The sequence below is a fragment of the Enterobacter cloacae complex sp. HYC003_NIDB genome, from assembly GCF_056673375.1.
Window position 1 is genome coordinate 1,775,418 of the sequence record NZ_CP114220.1, and the last position, 26,885, is coordinate 1,802,302.

The 26,885-nt window shown below is 49.5% G+C and carries 19 protein-coding genes and 4 pseudogenes; 10 read left to right on the forward strand and 13 right to left on the reverse strand.

What is annotated here, in order from left to right:
- Positions 1 to 43: 43 nt before the first annotated feature.
- Complete coding sequence (locus O1722_RS08350) at positions 44 to 1,498, reverse strand: AMP nucleosidase (RefSeq protein ID WP_015572404.1); 1,455 nt, start codon at positions 1,496 to 1,498, stop codon at positions 44 to 46.
- 76 nt (positions 1,499 to 1,574) lie between these two features.
- A complete protein-coding gene (shiA, locus tag O1722_RS08355) occupies positions 1,575 to 2,891 on the reverse strand; it encodes a shikimate transporter (protein ID WP_017383305.1) in 1,317 nt (438 codons plus the stop codon).
- Positions 2,892 to 3,147: 256 nt separating this feature from the next.
- On the opposite strand from shiA, the gene pagP reads away from it, so the two are divergent.
- Positions 3,148 to 3,723: a lipid IV(A) palmitoyltransferase PagP gene (gene pagP, locus O1722_RS08360; RefSeq protein ID WP_003859516.1), complete on the forward strand. Its 576-nt coding sequence runs from the start codon at positions 3,148 to 3,150 to the stop codon at positions 3,721 to 3,723.
- Here the strand turns inward: pagP and O1722_RS08365 are convergent.
- Genes O1722_RS08365 through O1722_RS08380 form a run of 4 tightly spaced genes read right to left on the reverse strand, consistent with a single transcriptional unit; the run spans position 3,720 to position 9,200 of the window.
- The gene (locus O1722_RS08365) at positions 3,720 to 4,643 is read right to left on the reverse strand and encodes an acyltransferase (RefSeq protein WP_162268565.1); all 924 of its coding nucleotides are present in this window, start codon (positions 4,641 to 4,643) and stop codon (positions 3,720 to 3,722) included. The two genes, pagP and O1722_RS08365, sit on opposite strands and share 4 nt — an antisense overlap.
- Before the next feature lie 38 nt (positions 4,644 to 4,681).
- Positions 4,682 to 7,744, reverse strand: coding sequence for an efflux RND transporter permease subunit (locus O1722_RS08370; RefSeq protein ID WP_032669554.1), 3,063 nt, complete (start codon positions 7,742 to 7,744; stop codon positions 4,682 to 4,684).
- On the reverse strand, positions 7,744 to 8,829 hold the full coding sequence (locus tag O1722_RS08375; RefSeq protein ID WP_192870721.1) for an efflux RND transporter periplasmic adaptor subunit: 1,086 nt from the start codon (positions 8,827 to 8,829) through the stop codon (positions 7,744 to 7,746). Before O1722_RS08375 ends, O1722_RS08370 begins: the two co-directional genes overlap by 1 nt.
- A 56-nt stretch (positions 8,830 to 8,885) precedes the next feature.
- On the reverse strand, positions 8,886 to 9,200 hold the full coding sequence (locus O1722_RS08380; RefSeq protein ID WP_154597617.1) for a hypothetical protein: 315 nt from the start codon (positions 9,198 to 9,200) through the stop codon (positions 8,886 to 8,888).
- Between the two features lie 103 nt (positions 9,201 to 9,303).
- Here O1722_RS08380 and O1722_RS08385 point away from each other — a divergent pair, with 103 nt between their 5' ends.
- From O1722_RS08385 to O1722_RS08415, 7 genes and pseudogenes are all read left to right on the forward strand, one after another.
- Positions 9,304 to 9,735, forward strand: a complete 432-nt coding sequence (locus O1722_RS08385) for a universal stress protein (RefSeq protein WP_003859525.1) — start codon at positions 9,304 to 9,306, stop codon at positions 9,733 to 9,735.
- A 47-nt stretch (positions 9,736 to 9,782) separates the two neighbouring features.
- Positions 9,783 to 12,476, forward strand: a complete 2,694-nt coding sequence (locus O1722_RS08390) for a cation-transporting P-type ATPase (RefSeq protein WP_033487961.1) — start codon at positions 9,783 to 9,785, stop codon at positions 12,474 to 12,476.
- A 62-nt stretch (positions 12,477 to 12,538) separates the two neighbouring features.
- Positions 12,539 to 13,471, forward strand: a complete 933-nt coding sequence (gene ldtA, locus O1722_RS08395; RefSeq protein WP_015572412.1) for a L,D-transpeptidase — start codon at positions 12,539 to 12,541, stop codon at positions 13,469 to 13,471.
- 357 nt (positions 13,472 to 13,828) lie between these two features.
- Positions 13,829 to 14,263: pseudogene (locus O1722_RS08400) on the forward strand (helix-turn-helix domain-containing protein); the annotation flags it as partial.
- Positions 14,212 to 14,343: pseudogene (locus O1722_RS08405) on the forward strand (phage virion morphogenesis family protein); the annotation flags it as partial. The pseudogenes O1722_RS08400 and O1722_RS08405, both read left to right, overlap by 52 nt.
- Positions 14,344 to 14,477: 134 nt before the next feature.
- Positions 14,478 to 14,729 (forward strand): hypothetical protein, encoded by a 252-nt coding sequence (locus O1722_RS08410; protein ID WP_001287855.1) that lies wholly within the window; start codon positions 14,478 to 14,480, stop codon positions 14,727 to 14,729.
- Positions 14,730 to 14,758: 29 nt separating this feature from the next.
- Complete coding sequence (locus O1722_RS08415; RefSeq protein WP_223175058.1) at positions 14,759 to 15,595, forward strand: hypothetical protein; 837 nt, start codon at positions 14,759 to 14,761, stop codon at positions 15,593 to 15,595.
- 19 nt (positions 15,596 to 15,614) lie between these two features.
- Here the strand turns inward: O1722_RS08415 and O1722_RS08420 are convergent.
- From O1722_RS08420 to O1722_RS08430, 3 genes and pseudogenes are all read right to left on the reverse strand, one after another.
- Positions 15,615 to 15,770, reverse strand: a pseudogene (locus O1722_RS08420) (IS630 family transposase); the annotation flags it as partial.
- 480 nt (positions 15,771 to 16,250) lie between these two features.
- On the reverse strand, positions 16,251 to 17,351 hold the full coding sequence (locus O1722_RS08425) for a reverse transcriptase domain-containing protein (protein WP_000659976.1): 1,101 nt from the start codon (positions 17,349 to 17,351) through the stop codon (positions 16,251 to 16,253).
- A gap of 114 nt (positions 17,352 to 17,465) precedes the next feature.
- Positions 17,466 to 19,712, reverse strand: a complete 2,247-nt coding sequence (locus O1722_RS08430; protein WP_000511710.1) for a retron Eco8 family effector endonuclease — start codon at positions 19,710 to 19,712, stop codon at positions 17,466 to 17,468.
- Positions 19,713 to 20,643: 931 nt separating this feature from the next.
- Here O1722_RS08430 and O1722_RS08435 point away from each other — a divergent pair.
- Positions 20,644 to 20,983, forward strand: a pseudogene (locus O1722_RS08435) (IS630 family transposase); the annotation flags it as partial.
- A 127-nt stretch (positions 20,984 to 21,110) separates the two neighbouring features.
- Positions 21,111 to 22,130, forward strand: coding sequence for a DUF4917 family protein (locus O1722_RS08440; RefSeq protein ID WP_001119745.1), 1,020 nt, complete (start codon positions 21,111 to 21,113; stop codon positions 22,128 to 22,130).
- 283 nt (positions 22,131 to 22,413) lie between these two features.
- Here O1722_RS08440 and O1722_RS08445 read toward each other — a convergent pair whose 3' ends face one another.
- Genes O1722_RS08445 through O1722_RS08460 form a run of 4 tightly spaced genes read right to left on the reverse strand, consistent with a single transcriptional unit; the run spans position 22,414 to position 26,862 of the window.
- The gene (locus O1722_RS08445) at positions 22,414 to 24,294 is read right to left on the reverse strand and encodes an ATP-binding protein (protein WP_000214431.1); all 1,881 of its coding nucleotides are present in this window, start codon (positions 24,292 to 24,294) and stop codon (positions 22,414 to 22,416) included.
- Entirely contained in the window at positions 24,291 to 24,785 is a 495-nt protein-coding gene (locus O1722_RS08450) for an ABC-three component system middle component 2 (protein WP_000076577.1), read from the reverse strand. The genes O1722_RS08445 and O1722_RS08450 overlap by 4 nt, the downstream gene beginning before the upstream one ends.
- Positions 24,782 to 25,870: an ABC-three component system protein gene (locus tag O1722_RS08455; RefSeq protein WP_000127329.1), complete on the reverse strand. Its 1,089-nt coding sequence runs from the start codon at positions 25,868 to 25,870 to the stop codon at positions 24,782 to 24,784. Before O1722_RS08455 ends, O1722_RS08450 begins: the two co-directional genes overlap by 4 nt.
- Complete coding sequence (locus O1722_RS08460) at positions 25,867 to 26,862, reverse strand: restriction endonuclease (protein WP_000996055.1); 996 nt, start codon at positions 26,860 to 26,862, stop codon at positions 25,867 to 25,869. The genes O1722_RS08455 and O1722_RS08460 overlap by 4 nt, the downstream gene beginning before the upstream one ends.
- Positions 26,863 to 26,885: the final 23 nt, after the last annotated feature.

Genomic DNA, 26,885 nt, shown 5'->3' on the forward strand with positions numbered 1-26,885 from the left:
CCCGACCTACGGAATCCCAGGCCGGGTGAGTGGGTCCTTGTTATCAGCGGAACGGTGGCTCATTAAAGGTGCGCAGCTTGCGGGAATGCAGTTTGTCGCCCTCTGCACGCAGTAAATCGATAGCGCGAATACCAATCTGAAGATGCTCTGAGATCGCCCCTTCGTAGAAACGGTTCGCCTGGCCCGGCAGTTTGATCTCGCCGTGCAGCGGTTTATCGGACACGCACAGCAGCGTGCCGTAAGGGACGCGGAAGCGATAGCCCTGCGCGGCAATGGTGGCGCTTTCCATATCGATTGCGACCGCACGGCTGAGATTGAAACGCAGGGCGGAGGCGGAATAGCGCAGCTCCCAGTTACGATCGTCGGTGGTGACGACCGTACCGGTACGCAGGCGCTGCTTCACCTCTTCACCCGGCATGCCGCTCACCTCTTTGGTGGCGTCGTACAGGGCGCGCTGCACTTCCGCGATACTCGGGATAGGAATATCCGGCGGCAGAACCGCGTCAAGGACATGGTCGTCACGCAAATAAGCGTGGGCGAGGACGTAATCGCCAATCAGCTGACTTTCACGCAGGCCGCCGCAGTGGCCGATCATCAGCCAGACGTCCGGGCGCAGTACCGCCAGATGGTCGCAGATGGTTTTCGCATTCGACGGGCCAACGCCGATGTTAATCAGCGTAATGCCCTGACCGTCGGCGGTGATCAGGTGCCAGGCTGGCATCTGGTGCTTTTTCCACGCCAGGTCGGAGATGGCCTCTTCCGGTGCTTCGGTTTCGGCGGTGATCCAGATCCCGCCCGCGCAGGAGAGGGCGATGTAAGGGCTGTCCGGATCGAGGATCTGGCTACAGCCCCAGCGGACAAATTCGTCCACATAGCGGGTGTAATTGGTAAACAACACGAACGGCTGGAAATGTTCGGCTGGGGTGCCGGTGTAGTGGCGCAGGCGTGCCAGCGAGAAATCGACACGGCGGGCATCAAAGTGCGACAGCGGTGAAAACTCTGCCGGGTGATAGATCCCGTCCGCCGTCTCATCGCCAATCTGCGACAGCTCAGTGGTCGGGAAGTGGCGGGTCAGCCCCGCGCTCATGGAGCGATCCAGCGTCAGCGCTGAACCGTCTATCACGTACGGGTAAGGGATCTCGTGCAGGGACGGTTCAACGCTGATATGCGCGCCGTAATCCTGATACAGCAGGGTAAGCTGCTCTTCCAGGTAGGGGCGGAACAGCGCAGGTCGCGTGATGGTCGTGCTGTAACAGCCGGAGTGGGTGAAACGCGCATAGGCGCGGGTTTTCGGATTGCTGCTGGCGCTGCCGTCCCAGGTGACAGAGAGCGATGGATAAACAAAAAGGCCCTGGGTTCTGGCCTTTTCATCGGGAAGTTTCCCTGTTTCGATATAGTCACTGATGGCGCTGCGCAGTGCATTGACGGACTGTTCATACAGCGCGTCGAGTTTTTCCAGCGCCTGAGCCGGGGTCAGGCTGGAGCCCTTATTATTCATGTCTGTCTCCTTGTTCCACAGGTGTGCGGCTTTACCCGATAGTATGTCACACGCCTGTGAAACAAAAGTGAGGAGATCAGCTGTGCGCGGTTTCCTTCATCAACAGGGCGGTGGCGGCAGAAAGCAGGCAACCCGCCAGCAGATAAATCGCCACGCTATGCCAGTTACCGCCCGAGAACGTCACCAGCGCGGCGGCGATAAACGGCGTAAACCCACCGCCGACCACGCTCGCCACCTGATATCCCACGCCCGCGCCGCTGTAACGGTAGCTTGCGCCAAACAGCTCGGTAAACATTGGCTGCTGCACGCAGACCACCATATCGTGAGCGATGTTCGCAAGCATGATCGCGAAGAAGACAATCCAGAAGACCGACTGTGCCTCCAGCGCCATAAAGAACGGCCAGGCGCTGAGTGTGCCGATGAGCGCCCCGGTGATATACACCCGTCGACGGCCAAAGCGATCCGCCAGCCAGGCGAAGCAGGGGATGGTCAGGCAGCTGATCCCGCCCACCACCAGGCCAATATTCAGGAACAATTCCCGCGGCAGGCCGAGGTTTTGCGTGGAGTAGTTCAGGGCAAAGGCGGTGACGATATACATCGTTAGCAGTTCGCACAGGCGCAGGGCAATGATTTTCAGAAAAGCGCCAGGGTGCTGCACCAGCGCTTCCATCACCGGCAGCCGTTTCTTCGCGACCGGTTTTTCGCGCTGCTGCCGTTCAAACTCAGCCGACTCTTCCATGCCGTTACGGATCCACAGGGCCACCACGACCAGCACAATGCTGAAGATAAACGGAATACGCCAGCCCCAGCTCAGGAACTGCTCGTCTGTCGTGAGCTGGCTTATGAGCGACACCAGGCCCGTGGAGAGCAGCAGACCCACGCCATAACCCACCTGCACGCCGCTGCTGTAAAACGCTTTCTTGTTCTTCGGCGCGCTTTCCACGGACAGCAATGCCGCGCCGCCCCATTCACCACCGACGGCAAAGCCCTGAATGGCGCGCAGCGTCACCAGCAACACCGGGGCCCACCAGCCAATCGAGGCAAAGGAGGGTAAAATACCGATCAGCGCGGTGGCAATACCCATCATCCAGACGGTGAGCATCAGCATACGTTTCCGGCCAAGGCGATCGCCGAAGTGGCCGAAAATTATCCCGCCCAGCGGACGAAACAGAAAACCGACGCCGAAGGTGGCAAACGCAGCAAGCGTGCCCATGGCGGGGCTGATCTGGGGAAAGAATTCACGGTTAAAGACCAGCGCAGCGGTAATACCGTAGAGCAGAAAGTCATACCAGTCGACGACGGCGCCTGCGAAGCTACCTAAAGCGGCGCGGCGGGCGCGGTTAAGCGAAGGTGTCTCCTCGTTGCGGCGAGCGGAGATAAGGGTGGAGTCCATAGTTGTCCTGTCTGTACTGATTTTTAATTATTGGTATAAGAAAAGGTCACTCACATCACGGCCGTCATATTGACGGAATGTATGAGACTACCGCGACAGGCGGCCTGAGAAAACGTTTTTATCTTTCCTGAAAGCGCAGAATAAATAAATTTCATCTTATCGGGCGACAACATAAATCAGCCTGTTTGGCTCCGGTTAGGGCTGAATGGTTTACAGTAATAACGATCGCTGCGTGACGTAAGCTGAGGGTATAACGATGCAACGCCTCTTTCCTGCACTATGGGTAGTCCTGTTTTTAGTCGTATCTCCGCTGCATGCGGAGCCGAAAGTCTATGGCGAACAGCGTATTCACCGCTGGTGGGATGCAGTAACGGACGATATTGCGCAAACCTGGGAACAGCCGGATCGTTACGATCTCTACCTTCCGTTTCTGAGCTGGCATGCTCGATTCATGTATGACAAAGAGAAAACCGACAATTACAACGAAATGCCGTGGGGCGGGGGGCTGGGCGTGTCCCGCTACAACGACGAGGGCAACTGGAGCGCGCTCTTTGCCATGATGTTCAAAGATTCACATAACGAATGGCAGCCTGCGATGGGCTACGGCTGGGAGAAGGGCTGGTATCTGGATAACGCAAAAGATTTCCGTCTGGGGCTGGGGGCCGCTGCGGGGATCACGGCACGCGACGACTTTGCCAACTATGTCCCGCTGCCGTTTATCTTCCCGCTTTTCTCTGCCGGATATAAGCGCGTCACCGTCCAGTTCACCTATATTCCCGGGACCTACAACAACGGCAACGTGCTGTTTGCCTGGCTGCGCCTGGGCTTTTAGAGGGTGATCACTTTTTTGGCCACTGCGTTGGACAGGATCAGCAGCGAAAACAGGACCGACGTAACAAACGTAAGCACAATCAGAGCAAGTTTGGTGCTCAGGGACGTCACCGGAATGAGCGCGGTCAGCAGGTGAAACACCGAGTAGTGCATAATATAGACCCCGGTCATGGTTTTGCTAATGGCGGCCAGCACGGACTCTTTAAACTCCGCATTGTGGCGAAAACGCACGCCGTTGGCCGCAATCACCAGGGCAATAATCAGAATGTAGATTTGCGATCCGGTGAGGATAAAGGCGTTTCTGTCTGCTTTAAATAGCGCAAAAAAGAAGTGCCGTTCGTAAAACCACGTGAAGAGATAAATAAACGGTATGGCGATGACCGCTGCCCTGACCACATTTTTGCGGCCGATCCACGCCGCGATCTGCGGATCGCAAAAGAGCTGCCCCGTCAGATAAAACAGCAGCCACGTCCACAGGCGATACTGCGGCGACAATGAAAGGACATGGGCATCAGGATAGAGGGCTGACAGTAAATCGTACCCGTATGAGAAAAGCAGCAGGGCGGCAATCACCCCGCAAAAGAGCGTTCGTCGCTGGCTGAGCCACTCCACCACCGGGTGAAACGTGTAAATCACGATAAACGCGAACACGAACCAGGGCTGGATCAGATATCCGCGCTGATAGGGCTCCCACAGGTAGTAAATCGTTACCCAGAACAGAAAGACGATCACCAGACTTTTGATCTTATCCAGCTGCCAGCGCGTGCCGTGCCGGGATTGCCCGTCCAGATACCCTGCAACCACAAAAAATAACGGCGTGGCGATGGTCGAAATGAAGGTTAAAAAACCGAGGATCCAGTGATAGTCATAATCGTAATGATCCCAGGTGTTGTAGATGGTGAAAAAGGTAACCGCCGTCATACACCCCAGCGTCTTGATGATATTCAGCCCTGTCGCATTCATTGTTGTTCAGCTTTGTCCTTACGATGGAAACACGCGTAAATTACGGGGAGTACCAGCAGCGTCAGGATTGTAGCAAACCCAAGCCCAAACATAATCACAACGGCCATGCTCTGGAAGAACACATCCAGCAGCAGAGGGGCGAGGCCGAGTACGGTCGTAAAGGCGGTGAGGAGGATGGGACGCAGGCGCGACGTGGCGGCGTAAACGATCGCACTGTGCTGATCCTGCTGCACTTTCTGCTGTTCTATCTCTTCCACCAGCACAATACCGTTGCGGATCAGCATCCCGCTCAGGCTCAGCAGGCCAATCAACGCCATAAAGCCAAAAGGGATGCCGGTAATTAAAAACCCCGGCGTCACGCCGATCAGCGCCAGCGGCACGGTCAGCCAGATGGCGACGGCGTTTTTCACCGAACTGAACATCAGCACCGTGATCACAAACATCACCAGATAGCCGAGCGGCAGCGTGGTAAATAACCCCTGCTGCGCTTCGCTGGAGTTCTCCGCGTCCCCGCCCCACTCAATGCTGTAGCCGTGGGGCAGGGGCAGGGCATCAATTTGCGGCTTCACGCGGGCGAGAATATCGCCGGAGGTTTGCTGGCTTAGCGGGTCAGGGTCGGTCTGCACGGTCAGCACGCGGGAGCGGTCACGGCGCAGGATCAGCGGATCTTCCCACTCCAGCGCGAAGCCGCTGATGACGTTGCTCAGCGGAATATACTGCTGCCGGGTCTGGCTCCAGACCAGAACGTTATTCAGGTGATTGGCGTCCAGCCGCTCGCTTTCCGGCGGGCGCACCACCACGGGCAACAGGTCGCTGCCTTCTCTGTACAATCCCGCCCGACTGCCGGAGAAATTCATCTCCAGTGCGTTATCGACGTCCTGCTTATCCACGCCAAGCTCACGTCCCAGCGCGGTGACGTACTGCGGGCGGATCACTTTGCTGCGATTTTGCCAGTCGTTCCTGACGCTGTCCGTCGCCGGATCGCGCGTAAGGATGTTGTCTACCTGGCTGGCGATCAGACGCAGCCTGTCCGGATCGGGGCCTTTAATACGTATTTCAATGGCGCTGTCGCCGGAGGGGCCAAACATCACCCGCTTTGTGCTGGCGTTAACCTGCGGATAGTTCCGTGCGATGTACTCATCCACGTGGCGGGTCAGGGCGGGGATGTTACGCTGGTCGTCCATTCTCACCATAATTTGCGCATAGTTGCTGTACTGCCGCTGTCCGCTGTAGGTCAAAATAAATCGCATACTTCCCTGACCAATCGTCGAGACCGTAGTTTCCACGCCTGGCTGGCCGTTAATGGTTTTCTCGATATCACCGGTCATCTTCTCGGTCCAGTTAATGTCGGTACCGTAAGGGAGCCAGAGGTCGACAAAGAAAATTGGCGTACTGGAGGAGGGGAAGAAGTTCTGCCGCACCGAGCCAAAGCCCCAGATGGCGGCGGCCAGCAGTGCGGCCATCACTACCAGCGTTGGCGCTTTACGCCGTAACAGCGCGTTGAGCACACCCTGATAGATCCGATAGATGCGTTTGTCATAGGGATCCGTTTCGTCGGCCTTTGGCGGTGCAGCATCTCGTTTAAACAGCCACCACTTAATCAGCACTGGCGTAATGGTGAGGGCTGAGAACCAGCTCAGCATGAGCGAAATCAGCAGGACCTGAAACAGCGACTTACAGTATTCGCCGGTGGAATCCTGTGACAGCCCGACGGGCGCAAAGGCCAGGATGGCGATGACCGTTGCACCCAGCAGCGGCAGCGCAGAACGGCGAATAATGTCGCTAATAGCGTTCATCAGGGACGAGCCCTGCTGCCGGGCTACCAGTACCCCTTCGACAATAACAATGGCATTGTCGACCAGCATGCTGAGGGCGATGATCAGCGCACCCAGTGAAATGCGCTGTAGTTCAATACCCCAGAGATACATGATCAGCAGCGTGCCCAGCACGTTGAGGGCGAGGGAAAAGGCAATAATGATCCCGCTGCGTAAGCCCATAAAGATCAACAACACGCCGATGACAATCGCCAGCGCCATCAGGAAGTTAATGATAAATCCGTTAACGGAATGCCCGACCTCCGCCGCCTGATCGTAAAACAGGTCGATATGGATACCTGCCGGTTTCTCGGCTGACATCTGCTCTAGCTTCGCCTCCAGGGCATGTCCCACGTCGATCACGTTAACGCCGGGGATAAAGGAGACGCCCATGGTGACGGCTTTTCTGCCGTTGGCATGGTAGATGCTGGCAGGGGACGCATCCAGCCCGCGTGACAGGGTGGCAATATCCCGTAAGCGGGTAGCCGCCCCAACGCCGGGCGGGGTCACGATGAGATCGGCCAGCTCGTCAATACTTTCGAATTCACCGGTAGGATGCAGACGAATTGACTCGGTACCGGAGGGGATCTCTCCCGCGCTGGAGACCACGTTCAGCCTGCTGAGCTGGGCAGAAAGCTGGTTCAGCGTTATCCCGCGCGCGGCCATTTTGCTCAGAGAAATGTCCACGTTAATCTGCTGAGTGAGGGCTCCGCCGATGGCCACTTTGCCCACGCCTGGCACGAGGACCAACTCCCGGCGCAGCTGCTCGGCATACCGGACCAGTTCCGGATTGCTGAATTCATCTCCGGAAATGGCAAAGAAAAAGCCGAACACATCGCCAAAATCGTCATTCACAAACGGGGTCACTACGCCGGGTGGAAACTGTCTGGCGGCATCTCCCACCCGGCGACGCAGTTCATCCCAGATTTGCGGCAGTGCATTTGAGTGGTAGCGCGAGGCTATATTGACCGTGATCTGCGACAGGCCGCTGGAGGAGATGGAGCTGACGTTATCCAGATAAGGTAACTGCTGAAGCGCATTTTCCAGCGGCAGGGTGACCTCTTCCTCAACCTGCTGCGCCGACGCGCCCGGATAATGGGTGATCACCACCGCCGTTTTGATGGTAAACGCCGGATCTTCCAGTCTGCCGATGTTCAACAGGGCAATAATGCCGCCTACGCCCAGCAGCAAAATCGTCAGCCAGACGCGAACCGGGTTGCTGATAAACTGACGAGAGATATCCATTACAGTCCCCGTTCACGCGTCCAGATACGTACCGGCTGGTTGGGATGTAGCACCCCAACGCCTGCGGCCACCACGCGTTCACCCGCCTTAAGCCCACCGACGATGACGACGCCCTCAGCGCTGACTTGCCCCACGCTGACCTTACGATCTTCAAGGTGCAACGTATCGCCTTCGCCCGTCACCACCCAGACATGTGGCTCATTGCGCGGGCGGTTATCCGGGTTAAAGACCGCTTCAACCGGCACTACCAGCGCCTCACTGCCCACACCAGCCGGAAGGTTGGTTAAATTGATGGTGACCGTTCCGCTGACGCCGCCCACGACGGGAAAATCAACCGGGCGGGGCATGGTTAAAATCACCTGCCAGGTCAATGTGTTGCTGTCGCTACTGCCTGAGTGCTCTTTGTACACAGCGGTAAACTCGCGACCGGGCAGGGCGTTGATCCTCACTACCGGTTTGTACTGCGCATTGCGAATATCGAAGGTGTTAAACAGGTTCTCTGGAAGGCTGAACACCACGTCCAGCAGATCGGTACGGGTCAAAGTGACGACGGGCTGGCCGGCGGAGACGACCTGATGATTTCGCACATGGACGCTGACCGCTGTCCCGCTAAAGGGGGCGACGAGCGTCATCTGGCTTAATTCTTCGCGCGCAATCTGTAGCGCGGCGTTTGCTGAATCGCGGTTGGCGCGCTGGACATCCATCTCGGCTTTCGACACGGCCTGGCGTCCCGCCAGGGTCTGGAAGCGGTCGAATTGCCGCTGAGCCAGGGTCGCCGCCGTTTGCCTGTCGTTCAGGCGCTGCCGGGCTTCACGGGCGTTGAGGCTGGCGAGTCGTTGCCCCTGTTTGACAATGGCACCCTGGCGAATGTCCAGGGTCTCAATCTGCCCGGCTCGTTTGAACGCGAGATCCGTGGCGTCGCCGGATTCAATACGGGCGGGAAACACGCGCTGCTGCGCGTTGCCAGCCTTGACCACCTCTGCGACTTTTACCATTTTCGGCAGGGGCGCGGCGCGGTCGGGTTTCGGATCGCACGCCGTCAGCAGCAATAAAACAGCAGGCAGAAGAGAGAGGTAGCGCTTCACAGTATTCCCCTGATAATAATTGTTTTATTTATTTCGTCATCAATGCTGGGGTGGCGCTATTCTGCCAGGGCCGAGACGACCACATAGGTAAATAAACCGATTGCTGTGCTGGCGATAATGGCGAGCGCAATAAACAAACCAAGGCGAATCAGGCTTAAACCGTACATGCATTCCTCCATGAGGTTGAAGGTGGCGCGGGATAAAGAGAATAAACGTGTTGCATGCCTGACTATGAGCATAGTCGGTGAATAAATAAATGTTAAATAACCATTATTAGTGGCGTGACATACTAAGGCGAAACAAGCGTTACGATGGTGTATCCCCTTTGAATAACATCCTGATATTCCTGTGCTACGTTTAATAGCATCCATTCCTTTTTTTCCGTAAAAGGCATTCACGCCTGTACCCATGGGTTTGATGCGATCTCTCCTGATTCACTCACTGTTGTGTTGGTTATAAAAAAGGATGCTTGATATGTATAAAACGATTCTGGTGCCGGTGGATGTATACGAAACAGCATTGTCTGATAAAGCGCTACAGCATGCCCAATTCCTGGCGCAAAGCGCATCGGGTAATGTCCATCTGCTGTACGTTATGCCAAAGTTCTCGGCGGAACTGACCCGCGGTTTTATTGCAGACGCGAGAAAGATGGATGAATATATGATTAATAATGCTAAAGAAAAACTGGCTGCGCTGGTAAAAAAAATCAACCTGCCGGAAGCAAATGTCCATCTACATGTTCGCAGCGGGAATATACGTGATGAGGTAATCAAACTGGCGGATGAGCTTAACGTCGGTGCGATTATTGTGGGATCACGTAATCCAAATATTCAAACTCATTTATTAGGGTCAGAGGCGGCGAGTATCGTTCGTTACGCGCATGTTCCTGTTTTCGTTATTCGTTAATGTCATGAAAGCAAGGTGATTTCTGAAAAGAACCTGAGGAAGGAACGATGATAACAGAAAAGCCTCACCGTCCGTATTATCAACAGACCGTTGATGAAACCCTGACAAATATCCAATCCAGCCTCGACGGACTTAGCAGTACAGAAGCCACCGCCAGGCTGGAAAAATACGGTGAAAATGCCTTACCGCAAAAACCGGGTAAACCTGGCTGGCTGCGCTTTCTGGCCCATTTCAACGATGTCCTTATTTACGTCCTTCTGGCGGCGGCGCTGCTGAAGCTGATAATGGGACACTGGGTGGATATGTTTGTCATTCTTGGGGTAGCCATTATTAACGCCCTGATTGGCCATATTCAGGAGAGCAATGCGGAGAAATCGCTGCAAAGTATTCGCAATATGCTCTCCAGCGAGGCTGTGGTCATCCGGCAGGGCAACCATGAAACTATCCCGACGACAGCGCTGGTGCCCGGAGATATCGTCGTGATACGCGCCGGGGATCGCATTCCTGCCGATCTTCGCGTGACAGAGGCGCACAATCTGCGGGTGGAAGAAGCTATTCTCACCGGCGAATCCACGGTAGTGGAGAAAAGCAGCGATGCGCTCCACGGGGAGTTGCCGTTAGGCGACCGTTACAACCTGCTTTATTCTGGCACCACCGTCAGCTCCGGCGCGGGAAAAGGGCTGGTGGTGGCGACCGGTGGGGAGACCGAACTCGGCCATATCAACCAGATGATGTCAGACATTGAAAAACACCGTACCCCGTTGATGGTGCAAATGGACAAGCTCGGCAAGACCATTTTTATCACCATTCTGGTAATGATGCTGGCGCTGTTCGTTTTCAGTCTTATCTTCCGTGATATGCCCGTATCAGAGCTGGTGCTGTCGTTGATTAGCCTTGCGGTAGCGGCGGTGCCGGAAGGATTACCGGCCATTATCTCGATCATCCTCTCGCTGGGCGTGCAGGCGATGGCGCGTCGCAAGGCGATTATTCGCAAGCTGCCTACCGTGGAAACGCTGGGGGCGATGACGGTTATCTGCTCGGACAAAACCGGCACCCTGACCATGAATGAGATGACGGTAAAAGCGGTGATTACCGCGGACACCACCTACCGCGTGGAGGGAGACAGCTACGAGCCGGTGGGTACTATTCACCCCGTTGACGATCCGACACCGGTCACCGTGACCCCGGGATCTGTGCTGGAGCGCTATCTGCGCACAGTCGATCTCTGTAATGACAGCCAACTGATCAAAGATGAGCAGGGGCTGTGGAAAATCACCGGCGGGCCTACCGAAGGCGCGCTGAAGGTGCTGGCGGCCAAAATTCCGCTTCCGGCAATTGACGCCGAATTGCGCAGTAAAATCCCATTTGATTCGCAATATAAATACATGTCCACCCTCTATCGCCTGGGCGACGAAGAGGTGATGTTAATCACCGGTGCGCCGGACGTCCTTTTCCGTCTTTGCCAGCACCAGCAGACCCAAAACGGGCTGGAGCCGTTCAACCTGCACTACTGGGAAGAGAAGATTGAAGAGTATGCGCGCGAGGGATTGCGCATGGTGGCTGCGGCCTGGAAACCGGCCGCCAGCGGGCAGCGCGAGCTGACGCATGCGGATCTGCAAGAAGGGGTCATACTGCTCGGCATTGCGGGCATGATGGATCCCCCGCGCCCGGAAGCCATTTCGGCCATTGCCGACTGCTTGCAGGCGGGCATTCGCGTGAAAATGATTACCGGGGATCATCCACAAACGGCGATGAGCATTGGACAGATGCTGGGTATTGGCAACGCGGCGAGCGCCATCACCGGGCGCGAGCTGGAGGCGATGGACGACCACCAGCTGAGCGAGGCGGCGCAAAAATACGATATCTTTGCCCGCACCAGCCCGGAAGATAAATTCCGCCTGGTGCAGGCGCTGCAAAGTAAGCAGGAAGTGGTCGGAATGACCGGGGACGGGGTGAACGATGCGCCGGCGCTGAAGCGGGCGGATGTCGGCATCGCGATGGGGATCAAAGGTACTGAAGTCACCAAAGAAGCCGCCGATATGGTGTTAACGGATGATAACTTTGCCACCATTGCCCGGGCGGTCCATGAAGGGCGTCGGGTCTACGACAACCTGAAAAAGACCATTTTGTTCGTTATCCCGAGCAACATCGCCCAGGCCTTACTGATCATTATTGCCCTGCTGGCGGGGAACCTGATCCCACTAACGCCGGTACTGATCCTGTGGATGAACATGGCAACCTCTGCAACGCTGTCGTTTGGCCTGGCGTTTGAAGCGGGTGAGAAGGACATCATGAACCGGCCGCCGCGTAAGTCTAACCTGCATGTGATGGACGGTTATGCCATCTGGCGAGTAGTGTTTGTCGGCCTGATGATTGCCATCAGCGCCTTTGTGCTGGAGGCCTGGCTGCAACCACGCGGCTACTCACCGGAGTTCATTCGCACCGTGTTGCTGCAAACGCTGGTCACCGCCCAGTGGTTTTACATGCTCAACTGCCGCGTCACCGACGGCTTCTCCCTGAGTAAAGGTCTGCTGGCTAACAAGGGGATATGGATCGTGAGCGGCGTACTTCTGGCCCTTCAGCTTCTGATCATCTATGCGCCGTTCATGCAAATGCTGTTCGGTACCGAAGCGCTACCGTTCCGCTACTGGATCATTACCTTCCTGATTGGGTTTGCGATGTTCATGATTGTTGAAGCAGAAAAAGTCCTTACCCGGAGATGGCGCACGACGAAAAGATGACTGAATGAGTAGGCTAAGCCTGCCCACTGGCAGGCTTTCTCTTTGACTGAGTACAGAACACTATGATTCGATTTGCCTCGTTCGTTTTTACGCTTGGTATTCTGGTTCCCGCTGCATCTGCTGTAACCTACCCCCTCCCTCCCGAGGGCAGCCGTCTGGTGGGGGCGCCGATCACCATCACCGTGCCTGAGGGCAATACCCTGCCGCTCGAAGCGTTTGCAGCGCAGCACGGACAGGGGTTGAGCAATATGCTGGAAGCCAATCCTGGCGTGGATCCGTTTTTACCGCGAGCCGGAACACAGCTGGTGGTGCCGCAGCAGCTTATTCTGCCGCCAACCGTGCGCGAGGGGATTGTGGTGAACGTCGCGGAAATGCGACTTTACTATTATCCACCCGGCAGCAACACGGTTGAGGTGCTGCCTATTGGCATCGGTCAGGCCGGGCGCGAAACGCCGCGTAACTGGGTAACCGCCGTTGAGCGCAAACAGGAAGGCCCAACCTGGTCACCCACGCCAAATACGCGACGCGCTTACGCGAAAGAGGGGAAAACGTTGCCCGCGTTCGTTCCCGCCGGGCCGGATAACCCGATGGGGCTGTATGCCCTCTATATCGGCAGGCTGTACGCGATCCACGGTACCAACTCAAATTTCGGCATTGGTCTGCGCGTCAGCCAGGGCTGCATTCGCCTGCGTAATAACGATATCAAATACCTGTTCGATAACGTTTCGGTGGGGACGAGGGTACAGCTTATCGATCAGCCCTTAAAGGTGACCACCGAGCCGGACGGTAGCCGTTGGGTAGAGGTTCACGAGCCGCTGTCACGCAATCGCGCGGAATTTGAATCGACAAATAAGGTGCCGCTGCCCATTTCAGCCGCACAAAGGACGCAGCTAATAAGTGAAGGGGCGGGGGCTGAGCTGGAACGGCGGTCGGGGATGCCGGTGAAGCTTGCTATGCCCGGTGGCGCTGCGCTTACCGGGCCTACAGGACCGTAGGTCGGGTAAGGCGAAGCCGCCACCCGACAATTTTACCGAAGGCAGAATGTAGGTCGGGTAAGGCGAAGCCGCCACCCGACAAACTGACCGAACGCAGAAAAGCAAAAAGCCTGCTTTAAAAGCAGGCTTTTCAAATTTGGCTCCTCTGACTGGGATCGCTTTTGCCTTTAAGTGGCTAATAAGTAAGCTAAACCTGAATTGCGATGCTGTCAAGACCACCAAAATGACCACCAATAGGCGAAGGTTACATAAATCTAAAAAGCTGCGCGGAATAGTAGATCACTTTGAGTGAACTCAGCCCGGATTGTGCGATCTGATCATCGCCAAACCAACCAATATCACTGACCGGACTGAGTGATGCCGATCATAGCACCAATTCCCCGTGACGAACGACGCCTGATGCAGAAAGCGATCCATAAAACGCACGATAAAAATTATGCCCGTCGGCTGACTGCCATGCTGATGATGCACCGCGGCTGTCGCGTCAGCGACGTTGCCAGAACGCTTTGCTGTGCCCGTTCCTCCGTCGGCCGCTGGATTAACTGGTTCACGCTGTCGGGTGTTGCAGGACTGAAATCATTACCTGCCGGGTGTGCCCGTCGCTGGCCTTTTGAGCATATCTGCATGTTATTACGTGAGCTGGTAAAACATGCTCCCGGCGATTTTGGCTACCAGCGATCACGCTGGAGCTCAGAGCTTCTGGCAATAAAAATCAATGAGATAACTGGGTGTCAGTTACACGGGTGCAGCGCATGGCGCGGGTGCATCATTATGGGTTGCGGGATCGGCTGGTGCGTGGGGGCGAAGATGTGCGGTATGAGGCCAGGCCGCTGATGGGTATAAATAATGAAACAATGGGGAAGATTGAATAAATCATAATTAATAACTTGATTTTGTGATGGCAATAGCTTTTATTTAATTGAGATATATCCCATTGCTATCATCGGTACGATGTAAAATTTGATTTTTCATCGTAGTCTTGTTCTTAGTATTAAAAAGGATTTATATGTCTGAAGATAACGAAATTTCCCAAAATGAAACCACTCCAGAAGTTGCATCTGAAACAACGCCTGTAGTTAAAGTAAGGAAGCCTAGAAAAAAAGCGACCAAACCAAAGCGTGACTTCCCTCAATACTCTCTAGAAGATTGTAGAAAAATAGCTGACTGTCTGAAGGAATTTAACGCCGGTAACCCATGGGCACCAGGTGAAGTTGCTAAAGCACTGGGTTTAGGTAAAGTGCCAATTTTTTCTACATGACTGCGTCTGCTCGAGATTACGGCATAACCGTGGGTACTCGCGACACAAGCAAAATTGAACTTACGGAATTAGGGAAGAGTTTAGTATATCCTAAATCACAGGAGGAAGAAGGCAATGCAATATTAAGTAGCTTCTTAAATATAGACTTATTTAAGAAAGTATATGATTACTATCAAGGTGGTAACCTACCTGAGATTGAATATTTAAAGAATACTCTAAAAACTGAATTCGGTATAGATGATCAATTACAAGACGACTTTTATAACTTATATCAACAAAACCTCAAATACGTTCGAGAAAAAGTCGCTAGAGAAGATAGCATTAGTACTAACTCAGTTAATGACAAAACTGCCACAGCTAGTAGTTCCATTATGCTCGGTGAATCTCAAGGGCAAAGTAAACTTATTGCATTTGTTGCTATGCCTTTTTCAGAAAAAACGTCTAACTACCCGCATGGTTATTTTGATGAAGTACTTAAACATCTCATTACGCCTTCTGCGGTGAAGGCTGGATTTAATGCTAAGACGGCAAAAAAAGCAGGGAGTGAAGTTATTCAATCTACGATTGTCAACGATCTTGATGCTGCTGATCTTGTGATAGTTGATCTAACTGAACACAATCCAAATGTGCTTTTTGAATTAGGTATGAGGATTGCCTTTAGTAAACCTGTCTGTTTGATCAGAGCAAAAGGTACTGCACCTATATTTGATATAGACCACATGTTAAGAGTCTATGATTATAATCCTTGCTTATGGCCTTCTACGCTAGAAAGCGATATTCCACAATTGTCAGAGCATATAAAAGAAACATGGATAAATAGGAGAGAGCGTTCATACCTCGATATTCTTAGAGAAAATAAAAGCTAAATAGTTGCGCGGAATAACGCTACTCTTTTGCCAGCCCATGTTGACCTCCGGAAAACGGGCTGGCGGTTTCCATAAAATGGTGAACTTTTTTTAGCAACTGCCACATTGAACGGCACTGATGATTCCGGGTTATCGTGTCATGTAGCGCCTGTCATAACCGCTCAACGTGGTTCACAGTAAACATCCCGTATAACCGGGTCACGGAGATCAGTCAGGGGAAATGGGGCTGAAATTAATCTCTGTTTGTTGGGCAATACGCCGTTCGCCACAGCGATAAACAGATGGAGCGAGCTATGTCGGCATATGGGCTAATTGCAGGGCCAGTTGATTAATAACAAAAATCCCGCGTAAGTTTCCTTAAGCGGGATTTTCTAAATTTGGCTCCCCTGACTGGGATCGCCATTGCCAGTAACTGGCTAATAAGTAAGCTAAACCTGAATTGCTAGTCCGTCAAGACCACCAGAATGACCACCATTAAACGCTGTACTGTGGATCACGTGGATGTATTGCTCTGTGAATTCACGGAGCTAAATTGATATAAAAAATTAGTCGAATATTACTAACATCATGGCCACAATGATCATTGTGGCTGATTGTTTATGGTATGAGATTTTTAATTATGACATAGGTAGTGTTAATAAGTTCTTGCTGTTTTTTAAAACTTCCTGTTCATTATAGATTCAATTTCACTTATAAGAAATACGCATTTCTCTAAAAAAATAGGATTAATGCATTTGTATTTTTTATGGAATATTACGAAGGAAAGCAGATAAGAACGATATCCCAAGAGTTTATTTTTCAGTTGCGATGAGTAGAACTTGGCTTCAAATTTTTCTTTATTTTTTTTATATATAAATCTTTTGAGTTTTAGGTTAAATACTTTAATGCATATATGCTTTGAAGAGCTACCTTTCTTGATTTCATATAGTGCTTTATATAAGGGGTTTAATTTTGAAGACGACAATCTAATATTTCCACTGCTGTTATCTTTTAAAATATTTTCAATGACGTATCCACCTAAAGAAATAGTCCCTTCTTTATATAAATACTTCGATTTATTTAACTTGAATTTATTAATGGAGAGAATGGATGAAATCTCATTTATAAAAAAAGTGCTGCTTAATATATTGTTTTCTTTTTTTGTTGAGAACAAAAGATCATCTGCATATCGTGTATAAGTAATTTTATTCTTATCACAAAATTTTTGTATTAAAATGTCAATTTTTCTAAAAATAATATTAGATATTGATGGGGAAGATTTAAATCCCATCGGAATGAATGTTTTTTCGACCCCGTCTAACTCCGCAGTCAGAGTCACACTAGCCATGAATGCATCTAATAAGGATTGTTTCTCTTTTACCAAAAACTCATCGGAAAAGTATACCGAAAAAGTATCACGTACAATATTTACGTCTATGCTATGAAAGAATGAAACAATGTCAAGATGACAATATTTGACATTTTGGGTATGAGGCTCTAAATAATGCAAGTATGAGCGCTCTTTTCTGAATGCAAAACTCGATGCACTTAAAGGTATATTTTTAAGTAAGAATTTTTCAATTCTGGTTTGAATAGAGTAGTGTGGGGATGAGTGAGCTAGAGAATAGAATGTTTTATTTTTGTTACTGATTGTTGATACTTGATTCTTGGCAATTGGTGGTATAACTCCCCCTGCCTCGAATTCATTTTGAAATGATGTTTTAATAAAAATGTCAGTATAGAAATTTTTATCAATCTTGCTTATTTTTTCTTTCATAAAGCTTCTTCTCCGATACCAAGACCATCTTTACACCCCGTGAGGCTTAAAGCGGCCATCGCGACAATTGGCGGCGGCAAACTAGTGTTTGCAGGGGCTAGGAACGACAATCGTTCAGTGAAACTCCCCTATATCTATCGAAGAAGAAGCTTGCTCTATTATAGATATAATTTCAGGGAAAAGGAAGCGTAAATTCTCGGCTATCTTATCAGCATTTTCTTGCTCTAACTTAGCTATCGTAAAATCCAAAAAACTGGTAACCCAGCCACTAGTTTTTGTGGTATAGGGGAGTAAGAATTTAAGCTCATTGCTTTTATATTTCTTTATTGTGGCTGTAATAGATGGGTCTATTCTTTGACAGCTTTTTTTCAGATTCATTTCTAAACTTATAAGTGTGGCAGTTTTTCCTCCAAAAAGAAGTCTAAATAGGGTTGTAATTTCTTTATTGTTTTTAAAATCTCCTTTAATGCTTTTTTTAATTAAAAAAAGAGCCCTTTTTTTAACCTTGAATACCAGCTTTTGCTCCACTGGATCTAATATACTTAAATGAGTTGAGAGAACAAAAGCCGAATTTAATATACTTATAGCTCCATCTTTAAGATTGTACGTTCTCATTAAGCCAGCAAACATTTTTTTAGGGTTTTCATTATTGACGTCTAGCTGGTTAAAAACGATATGACAAATCCATCTGTAAAAGTATTTTAAAGAATGCTCATTTATTAATGCACCCTCTATTGTAGTTGTCATATAATTAAGGTTAAATGATTTTAACAGTTTATTGAAATCCCTCACAAAATTTTCAATTTTAAATGTTTTGAAAAACAAGCCATCAACCGACATTTCCTTCTTAGACTTATCCGCTCTTATTATTTCCTTTGCGCTGTCAATTTTTTTTATTAAGGATGGATTATAAAACTTTAAACTGCCTTTTCGTATTAGTTTATTAACTAGAGAAACATCACCATCCAGACTTAATATTTCATTTTTATAGTCAAGCTTAATCACCTTGTCTATATCTTTAACAATTAAAAAAGGAATTGCTGCTTGAGAATAAGTTGGGTTTATATTTCTCAACATAACATCATCACTGGCGTATATGTCAATCCTGCCTAAATCAGGATAAATTCTAGCTAAAGAACTATTTTGGAAGACTTCCATTTCAGTGGAACCTTCTACGAAAAGAATATACTCACTGAAAAAAAGTCTAGCTTCATTATCGCTAAACATATTTATAAAACGCAAATCACTATATTGTGAGTTTAATTTAGATATCTTTGTGGAGTGTTTATTCTTTTTAGAAAAATGCAAAATCTGCTGATCTGTTGAAAAAAGTTTAATAGTTTGCTTTAAAATATTTGGTGCATGGGTGCTGAAAATTAAACAAGGATAAGGTGTTGAGTATTTTCCTGATTCCTTTTCGGGAACGCTTTTTTTATATCTATTATAAGTTGTGTGAATTGTTGTAATAAATTGCTCGCCAAGTTTTGGATGTAGTCCGATCTCGGGTTCGTCTATATATATGGTAGGTGTTATGAACTCGGTTCGTGATAACGAAATGAGCAACTTAATAATTGTTTCAATATATTTATGTGAATTTGTTCCATCAGACTGATGAAGGATATCTTCACCTGAGTTCGTGAAAATATGACCTTTCAATGCTATCTTAATATAATTAATTACTTTCTCTTTATAGGTGTATGGTTTTGTGTCAATTACATCAGTAATGCGAGTGATGTATTTTTTGTAGTCGCCATCTCTAGATGAAATATTTTCATCTAAAAATTTCAGGATTTCATCTTCGCTTATTTTCTGAAAGTTGAAGGAGTTAATGCTACTTATTATTCTCCATATGTCTTCCCAGTTGTATAAATCCATTCTACGTGTGTCTATATAAAAAAAAGGGAAGATAATTTTAATTAGGGATAAAAGTTTTTTATCTTTCGTAGACCATGATATTGAGTCATCATTTGATATTGTAAGTGTTAAGGAATATTCGCTATTTTGTTTTTTTCTTTCGGGTGCGAAAAGTGCGGTGAATTTATTTTTATTTGGTTCTTTAAAAAGAGTGTTGTATATATGTTTATGAAATCGAGAGTTATTATTAGTGCTGGTTACTATTTTCTTTATCCGGGTTGTATCATATGTAATTGTTATTATTCCAGAGGGCGTGTAATTCGAATTTAGAGTAAGAGGAATGCTCCGTTGCTCGTCTAATTTTTCATAAAAGTATTTAAATACTTTTAAAAGATTTGATTTTCCAGAGTTATTTCTACCAATAATCAAATTAAAATCTTCAAAGCTATCAATATATACGTCATCAAAGGAGAGTATGTTTTTAATCCGTATACTTTTTATTCCCATAAGTAATATACCTGCGGTATTATCATGCATATGTGTATAAGTATTAACTTAATTGATTTTTGAAAAAATAATTCAGTTAATAGGTGAATAGAACCCCCTCTGTTATAAATAAGTCTTATTAGCAAGAGAGGGAGAGATTTTACGTTGGTAATAGATATAACAACTAATTTTTATATAAGTACGCTACCGCCCATAGACCTTATTGTTAATGGCCATGAATATAATAATTAATTTTCTTATTGTACCATGTTATCGCTAATGATTTCAACCAAATTTTTAATATATATTTGATTGTATATATAACACCGATAGTATCTTTGTGTTTGTTCTACATAATTACTAAAAAAAGCAAAACTTCAAAGTGAAGAGTTTTTTATTATTATCTATAAAGGATGAACAAAACTATAAGACCATTTTGAATTTACTATAGTAAATTTTTGGGGGCTCCGTATCATTGAGGTATTATTAAATATGGTCGAATTACGATGTTAATCCAAAAATAACTTTTAATGATGGCGGTGTATGTTTCTAATAACCAATCGCTCTATGATATTACTCCTGTTTGTCGTTAAAAGCAGGCTAACATCTTAGATATGAACTAACGCCTCTAGATCCTACCACAACCTATTTCACCACAGCGGAGCAAGGGGCTCCATGTCCAGCTATACAGAGGCAGATTTTTTCTCCTGTATGCTTTCCATTTTCCATATCAGCTTCTGGTAAATCGTGGATTGACCCCACGATAGTAGATATTTCCTGCCCTCATAACTGGACCTGTTCGAAGTCCTTCGGGATGAAATGGCTTAGATGGCTGTGGTGCCGTTCCAGGTTGTAGAAGACCTCAATGTAATCGAGTATATCAGCGCATACAGCACCAGCTCTCATAAAAATATTGGTTTTATTGCCAGCCCTTCACGTTGTGGACATAGAGGTCGATAACCGACTCTTTAACGTGTCACTGCATCCCGCTACATTACATAGATGCTTGAGACGGGCAGAATGATCTGGCCCAGAGCTTCGCCAACACTTAAAATCCAACATCTGCATTATGAGGAAAAGTGGCTCCCCATCTAATAGGCTGTAGCCCAGAGGCGGACGGACCAGCCGGTATTTTATCTGGATGAAGCCGATATCGATCTGAATCCGAAAATTGGCGTGGACTGGATGCGCAAAGGATAACAGAAGCGTATTACGACGCCGGGACAGAACCAAAAACATTATGTGGCGGTATGATGCATTCGGATATGAGGCAAGTCCATTACGTCGGTGGCGTACCGCGCCGACATGTACAGAAAGGCCTTAAACTCGACCAAAAAGATTTATCCTTAAGAAATTGTGGAAAATGGCTTATCAGTGCTATTTCATAATAAACTGCCAAGGAAAAAGAGAGAATAAGATATGCCACACGCTATTATGCCTTGGGCTCAAATTGCACCTAACTATCATCGGAATACGATATTGTTGGGTAATGGTGCAAGCATTGCTGTTTCACCGGTCCTTGACTACGGTTCTCTACTGGCTTACGCCCACAGGGCAGGTCTGCTTACACATGATATGAATCGACTCTTCCAATTTTTCAGAACATCCGATTTCGAGATGATTCTTCGGCTAGTTTGGCAGGCATCCAACGTAAACAGATCACTTCAAATACCAGACAATCGCACACATCAAGCCTACCTGAATGTCAGAAATTGTTTGATTCAGGCCGTTCGTGATATACACCCTGAATATGAGCAAGTTAGCGATAAATTGCCTAATATGTACCAGTTCCTCAAAGGGTTCGATACCGTTTTATCGTTGAATTACGACTTGTTGATCTACTGGACGATGACCTATGGATTCGACATCCAAGATGGTCATTTATTCAAGGATTGTTTCTTGTGGAACGGCATCTTCGACGATGCTTGGTGGAGATTTCGTGATACTTTTAGAGAGCGTACTAACACCTTGGTTTTCTACCCGCATGGAAGCTTGGCCCTGTGCAGAAATGTTGTGGAGCAGGAGTTCAAGATCCACAACGCTGGAGAAGGCTTGCTTGAGGCAATTCTTGAAGAGTGGCGCAGCGAGCAAGCGGTGCCGCTGTTTGTTAGCGAAGGAACGATGCAGCAGAAAGTATCTTCTATCCAGAATAGCTACTATCTGTCCACCGTGTACCGGGAGGTACTTACGTCGCAGCGACCCTCCTTAACGATACTTGGTTGGGGGCTTGGAGAACATGACCGTCATATTCTGAAGCGGATGCGCGGAACCGGCATCCAACGTGTAGCGGTTTCCGTTTATCGCTGGAATCAGGTCTATTGCAACCATGCGTATCAGGTTATTCAGGACGATCTAGGGCCTGTTCGTGTTGATTTTTTTGACAGTGAAAGTCCTGGATGTTGGGTTCATCCGGTGCAGCCAATTTTGCCCCGATTTTAGACAACTCGCGGGATTAACGTGGTTGCCTGAGCGAGGACAGCTACGGAGATTGAAACTGGGCGCGGCGAATCACAACATCGCCCAGTTTTTTTAAAGCCACCCCGTGGGCAATCTGACGTCGGGCCGGAGGTGTCAGGATACGGAAAACTGGCTAAGCCTGTCAGGGATAAGCGAATAGCAAATCTGGAGCAACCAGACCCGCGAAGGGGAGGTACATATACTATTCGATAAAAAACGCTGGATCGTCACCAAGTCATTGGTGACTTCCCATTTGTATACACATTTATTGTGCAGGGTCGGCTATAAAAGGGAACAAACCGTAACGGCCATGATGCGGATTCTTGCCAAACATAAGAGACTGCTCACGCTTCATGATTGCATCAGGCGGGTCGGTGTTCTCAACAACGATGACTTGGGTGTCCTCAGGCAGCGCTTCAAGGTACGCGTAAAACTGATCTTTAAGGTCAGTACCGGTCAAATCATATTCTGTTCCATCTGGCTCTCTGTATGCCAGCAATGGAGAATCGAGTACAACGAATCCCGTGTGTGGTGTGTGGCGCTCACGGCAGAAAGCAAGCAGCCCGAGGGTGAAAGCTGCATGCGTAATGGCGCGAAGGCCCTTACCAAAAGCACTACGCGACTTTCCAGCAATTACAAGATCTCGAGACTTGGAATCGAAGTACACATCCCCAACCTCTGGGAAGTGCCAACCAGTCAGTATGCCTTCAACAGTCTTAGCAAAACTATGGGCCACAGTGCTTGAGAGATCTGCGTTAGTAACCACCCCAGCCTTCTCGTCCTCAGTGCCCTTCTCAAGATCAGCCCGACGGCGCTCCATGTCTTGAACAGTGGCATAGAGTGCCAGCGCTTCGCGTACCTCGGCCCGCTTGTCGGCAAAGTCTGAATAGGACTTGCGAAGGGTCGAGAGCTTGGGAGCGAGGAATTCTTCAACTGACTCCGAAATCGACTCTAATTCTCGAACAACAGTGGGTATTCTGCGATCAAAGTTGGCGCCTTCGCGCTCAAGGCTTTGGACGGTAGCTACAAGTTCCGTGCGCAAAACTTCGATCTTGGCAATCTCCACACGTGCAGCCTGAACGACGGCATCAGTATCTCCATTACACCCAGTATCGGGGGGATGATGATCGGGGGCCGCTCCGCAAAGAGGACAATGCCCGGCACTCAGTACGCTAAAGAGCGTCCCGCCTTCTTCAATGGCACGTAGCCTTTCAATATCGGACAAGTAGTGTCTATCAAGCAGCCTGAATCGCTCAAGCATCGCACTTACCTCTGCACGTCGCTCTCGGCTTTCTTCCAGTTTTTTGCGTAATTCTCGTCGCTTCCCGGCAGCCTCCTGAAACTCATCTTCGGTGGTGTTTACCTGGGCCGCCTGTTGACGAAGTGAGGTGTTAATCTTCTCTAGCTGCTCCTTGAGTTCCTTAGGACTCTTTGTCAACTCCTTGAGCCGGTCACCATAGTCTTCAAGAAGCTGATCGAGAAGACGCAATTGTGCCTTGCGCGATAACTCTTCCGGCTCACTCTTATTACTGGTGGCGACCAATGCGGAGTCGTCTGCTCCGGTTAAAAGTAACTTGAATGTGGCCAAGTTCGGCGTGTTGGCGGTGGGATTGCCATCAATAAGCGGTGAGCTTTGTTGTGTGATCTCCGTCTCATCGACGATCATCAAACGCGCAATGTTGCGAAAGCTTAAACTGAGGGTTTCGTTCCGGGAATTTTTGCGAACACGCTTTCCACCAAGGCTACATAGATCCAGCAAGAATGATGAAAGGTTCGTATTGTTCTTATCGCTGTGTTTTTCGTCAAGCTGCGTATACGGAATTTCGTTTGTTGGTGGCGTCTGGTGCAAGTCTTCGTAGAGCCGAAAACCACCGCCATCTATGCTGCGCCAGAGTGTAAATGACTTCCCATCAAGGGTTTCAAGCCCCAATAGAACAAGGTCGTAGCCAACGCGCTCAGGGATATCACGCAGAGGCGGCTTTCCACCGAGCATGAAGTCGATGGCTTCGACAATGAAAGATTTTCCAGTGTTTGATGCGCCGTAAATGACATTGAGGCCAGTACCGAAGGTCACTGTAGCGGGTGGCTTTTGTGGCCCAAAAAAACCGAGAAAGCGCAAGCGTAAGCCGGGAGTTACTGTCGTCATGCATCACCTCCTAAGCTTTGCTCAATGCTCTGAAACTGTTCGACCCATTTATCGAAGAAACGGCGCATCATGGCTTTGAACTGTTCATCCGTCAGATCACCAATAGTTTCGACAAGCCATACAGCGCGATCCTTCAGGGACAGCAAATAGTTGGAAGATACTGATGACAGGAACGTTGCAGCATTTTCACCCGCGCCGTACTTGATTCCCTCGGATGTGACTTCGCGCTCAACTAGGTCACGGGTCATCATCAGAAGCAGTGATTGCTCAACTAACTTGCGGCGCACGAGCAATTCAGCAGAGCGCATTGGCGTCGGTGGGTGCAAATTGTCTGGTCCACCAATATCGCCCGTGTGAACAAGAAGGTAGTCAAAGGCCACAAGCCGCTGGAGGTCGTAGGTTTGCGGATAGGCAGCACCCAGAATCGAGACCGCACGTATACCCGCCTCAAGTGGGCTATTGAAGGTAATTGGCTTATGTTCTTGGCTCATGATCGTGTCCACCGAAGGCGCTCTTCGTTCACAAGTTGGTGGCAGATTCCGTCTCTATCCTTGGGGTTAGTACAAATGATGAGGGCGTTTGCCGTAATTTGCATGTCGCGGGCAGCCTTGGTGACAGCGCAGACCTTTTCGTAGCCGTCAGCATGGTTCCCGTCATGTGTATCAATAACGCCATCATGAATGTCATCCAGCAAAGCTTCGAACGTGCCTGGCGGGACACTATCACGTGCGAAGACGCGCAGTGACTCAGCCTCATAGAACGCCTCGCGCTGGCGACGGAAATGATCCTTGAGTTTCGGCAAGGGCAAGGCCGAAGGGTCAGTCACTATTGTTCCTGTGTGTTCGCTGTATGCGCCGAACAACTGCGTCACATAGCGGCTCTCGGTGGCGGCAACTTCTTGGGGCGGCTTTTCAGATGCAGGCCGCGTTGGTAGTCCACCACCAAAGCGCGCTGTGTGAACCGGTGTGGCTCTGTGATCGTCAACAAGCTGAAGCGCAGTCTTGGCGTCGAAGATGGTAAAATCGAATGAGTCTACATAGGCACGAAGCTTCGCGTCGAGTAACACTTCTTGTGTGCTAGTGATTGCATTTTTCACATGCTTATCCCAGTTAGCTAACAATTCCTCACGCAACTTCGTGTCATTCGAAAATAGGCGGCTAAGCGACGTACCAGCACCTCGTGGCGAAACAAAGTAGTAGCGACGAGGGACCGTATATTCACCTTTGTACGAGTACCAGATGATCTTCCCGAACTCAACCCAAACATCACTAGGCCTGATGGCATTGCCGTAGTGCTTGCATTGGAAATTGTCCCAAACCCCCAGCAGGCGTTCATCACCAACGAACCCGGCGACATCAATACCCATATCACCAGCACCAGAGAAACGCAGGACGTGTTCATACTTCGTCGTGAGGCAGTAATAAGCCCATTCCTCGACGAATCCCTCCCACTCGTCTGGTGAGTAGGTCAGTAGTCTTTGCTGCGGTGGAAAAATGGGGCCGTTCGCCACCTGAGCTGCCGTAACAGCGGTTGCTGGGCTCGGCGGCTTATTGATGTCCATCCAACTCGCAGTCATAACGCACCTTGTGCTTGGCTATCGTGTGGGCAGAAATACGGGTTTTTGTGTATCTGCGCAGCCTGGACTTTCTTTGTGAAGAACTCTGAAAGGTCGTCTTGCTGCTCAAGCAGACGGACGATCTCATGAAGCGTGGATAGGACTACAACTTTGTGTTGCAGAAATTCACGTGCCGTAAGAATGGCTGGTTCTGTATAGTCACTGGCAGAAATGAAGATACCTCGAACCTCGGCACGCGACATGAGGCGAACAAGATGCTCTGAAATCTCAGGCTTACCCACCGGATTGCGATACCATTTCATTTCAACGAAATACAGAACACCACTGAGTTCAATGATCCCATCAATCTGCTCGACGATCCCTTCACCAGCCTCACCAACCAAATGAAAGGATTTACGAATGAGAACACCGTAGGCTTGAAAAAGATTGTTGAGAGCCGTCTCCAGCAATTTTCCTCTTTCCTGTGCAGTCGCAGTAGTGCCAAATAATTTATATAAACCCTGCTTGGCATTCTCGATTCTATAACTACGATCACGTTTTTCTGCTGCGATCCGCTGTGACTCAGCGAGGCGGGTTTGCCGTTCTTCTTCGCGGGCATTGTTCATGCGCGTGAAAGCGTCTTTTTGGTTGACGACTTCGCGGATACTGGCGACAAGACCTTTGGCCTTAAGTTGGTCTGCGGGCCAGCACGAATCAAAGTTCGCAAAGTCCACCACGCGCCGCAGCACCTCGCGCCGTTCACGGAGAGCGTGTTCCCCCTTCGCGTTGAGGCGTTCAAGTACCGTGCGAACCATCTGGTACTTGTTGACATCCTTTGGTGCAGCCCTCAAGTGAACTGCAATGTCAGAAGTTATGTTGTCAGGTACTCCTGCGCCCCGGAAGAAAACCAGCACATCCTGCTTAGAGCGATTGAGCAACGGCACAACATCCACCAGGAGATTGAACAGCTCCGGTGGATAGTGAAATATGATGTCTGAAGGTGCATCATTCATGCGCTACTTCCCTCCAAATACAC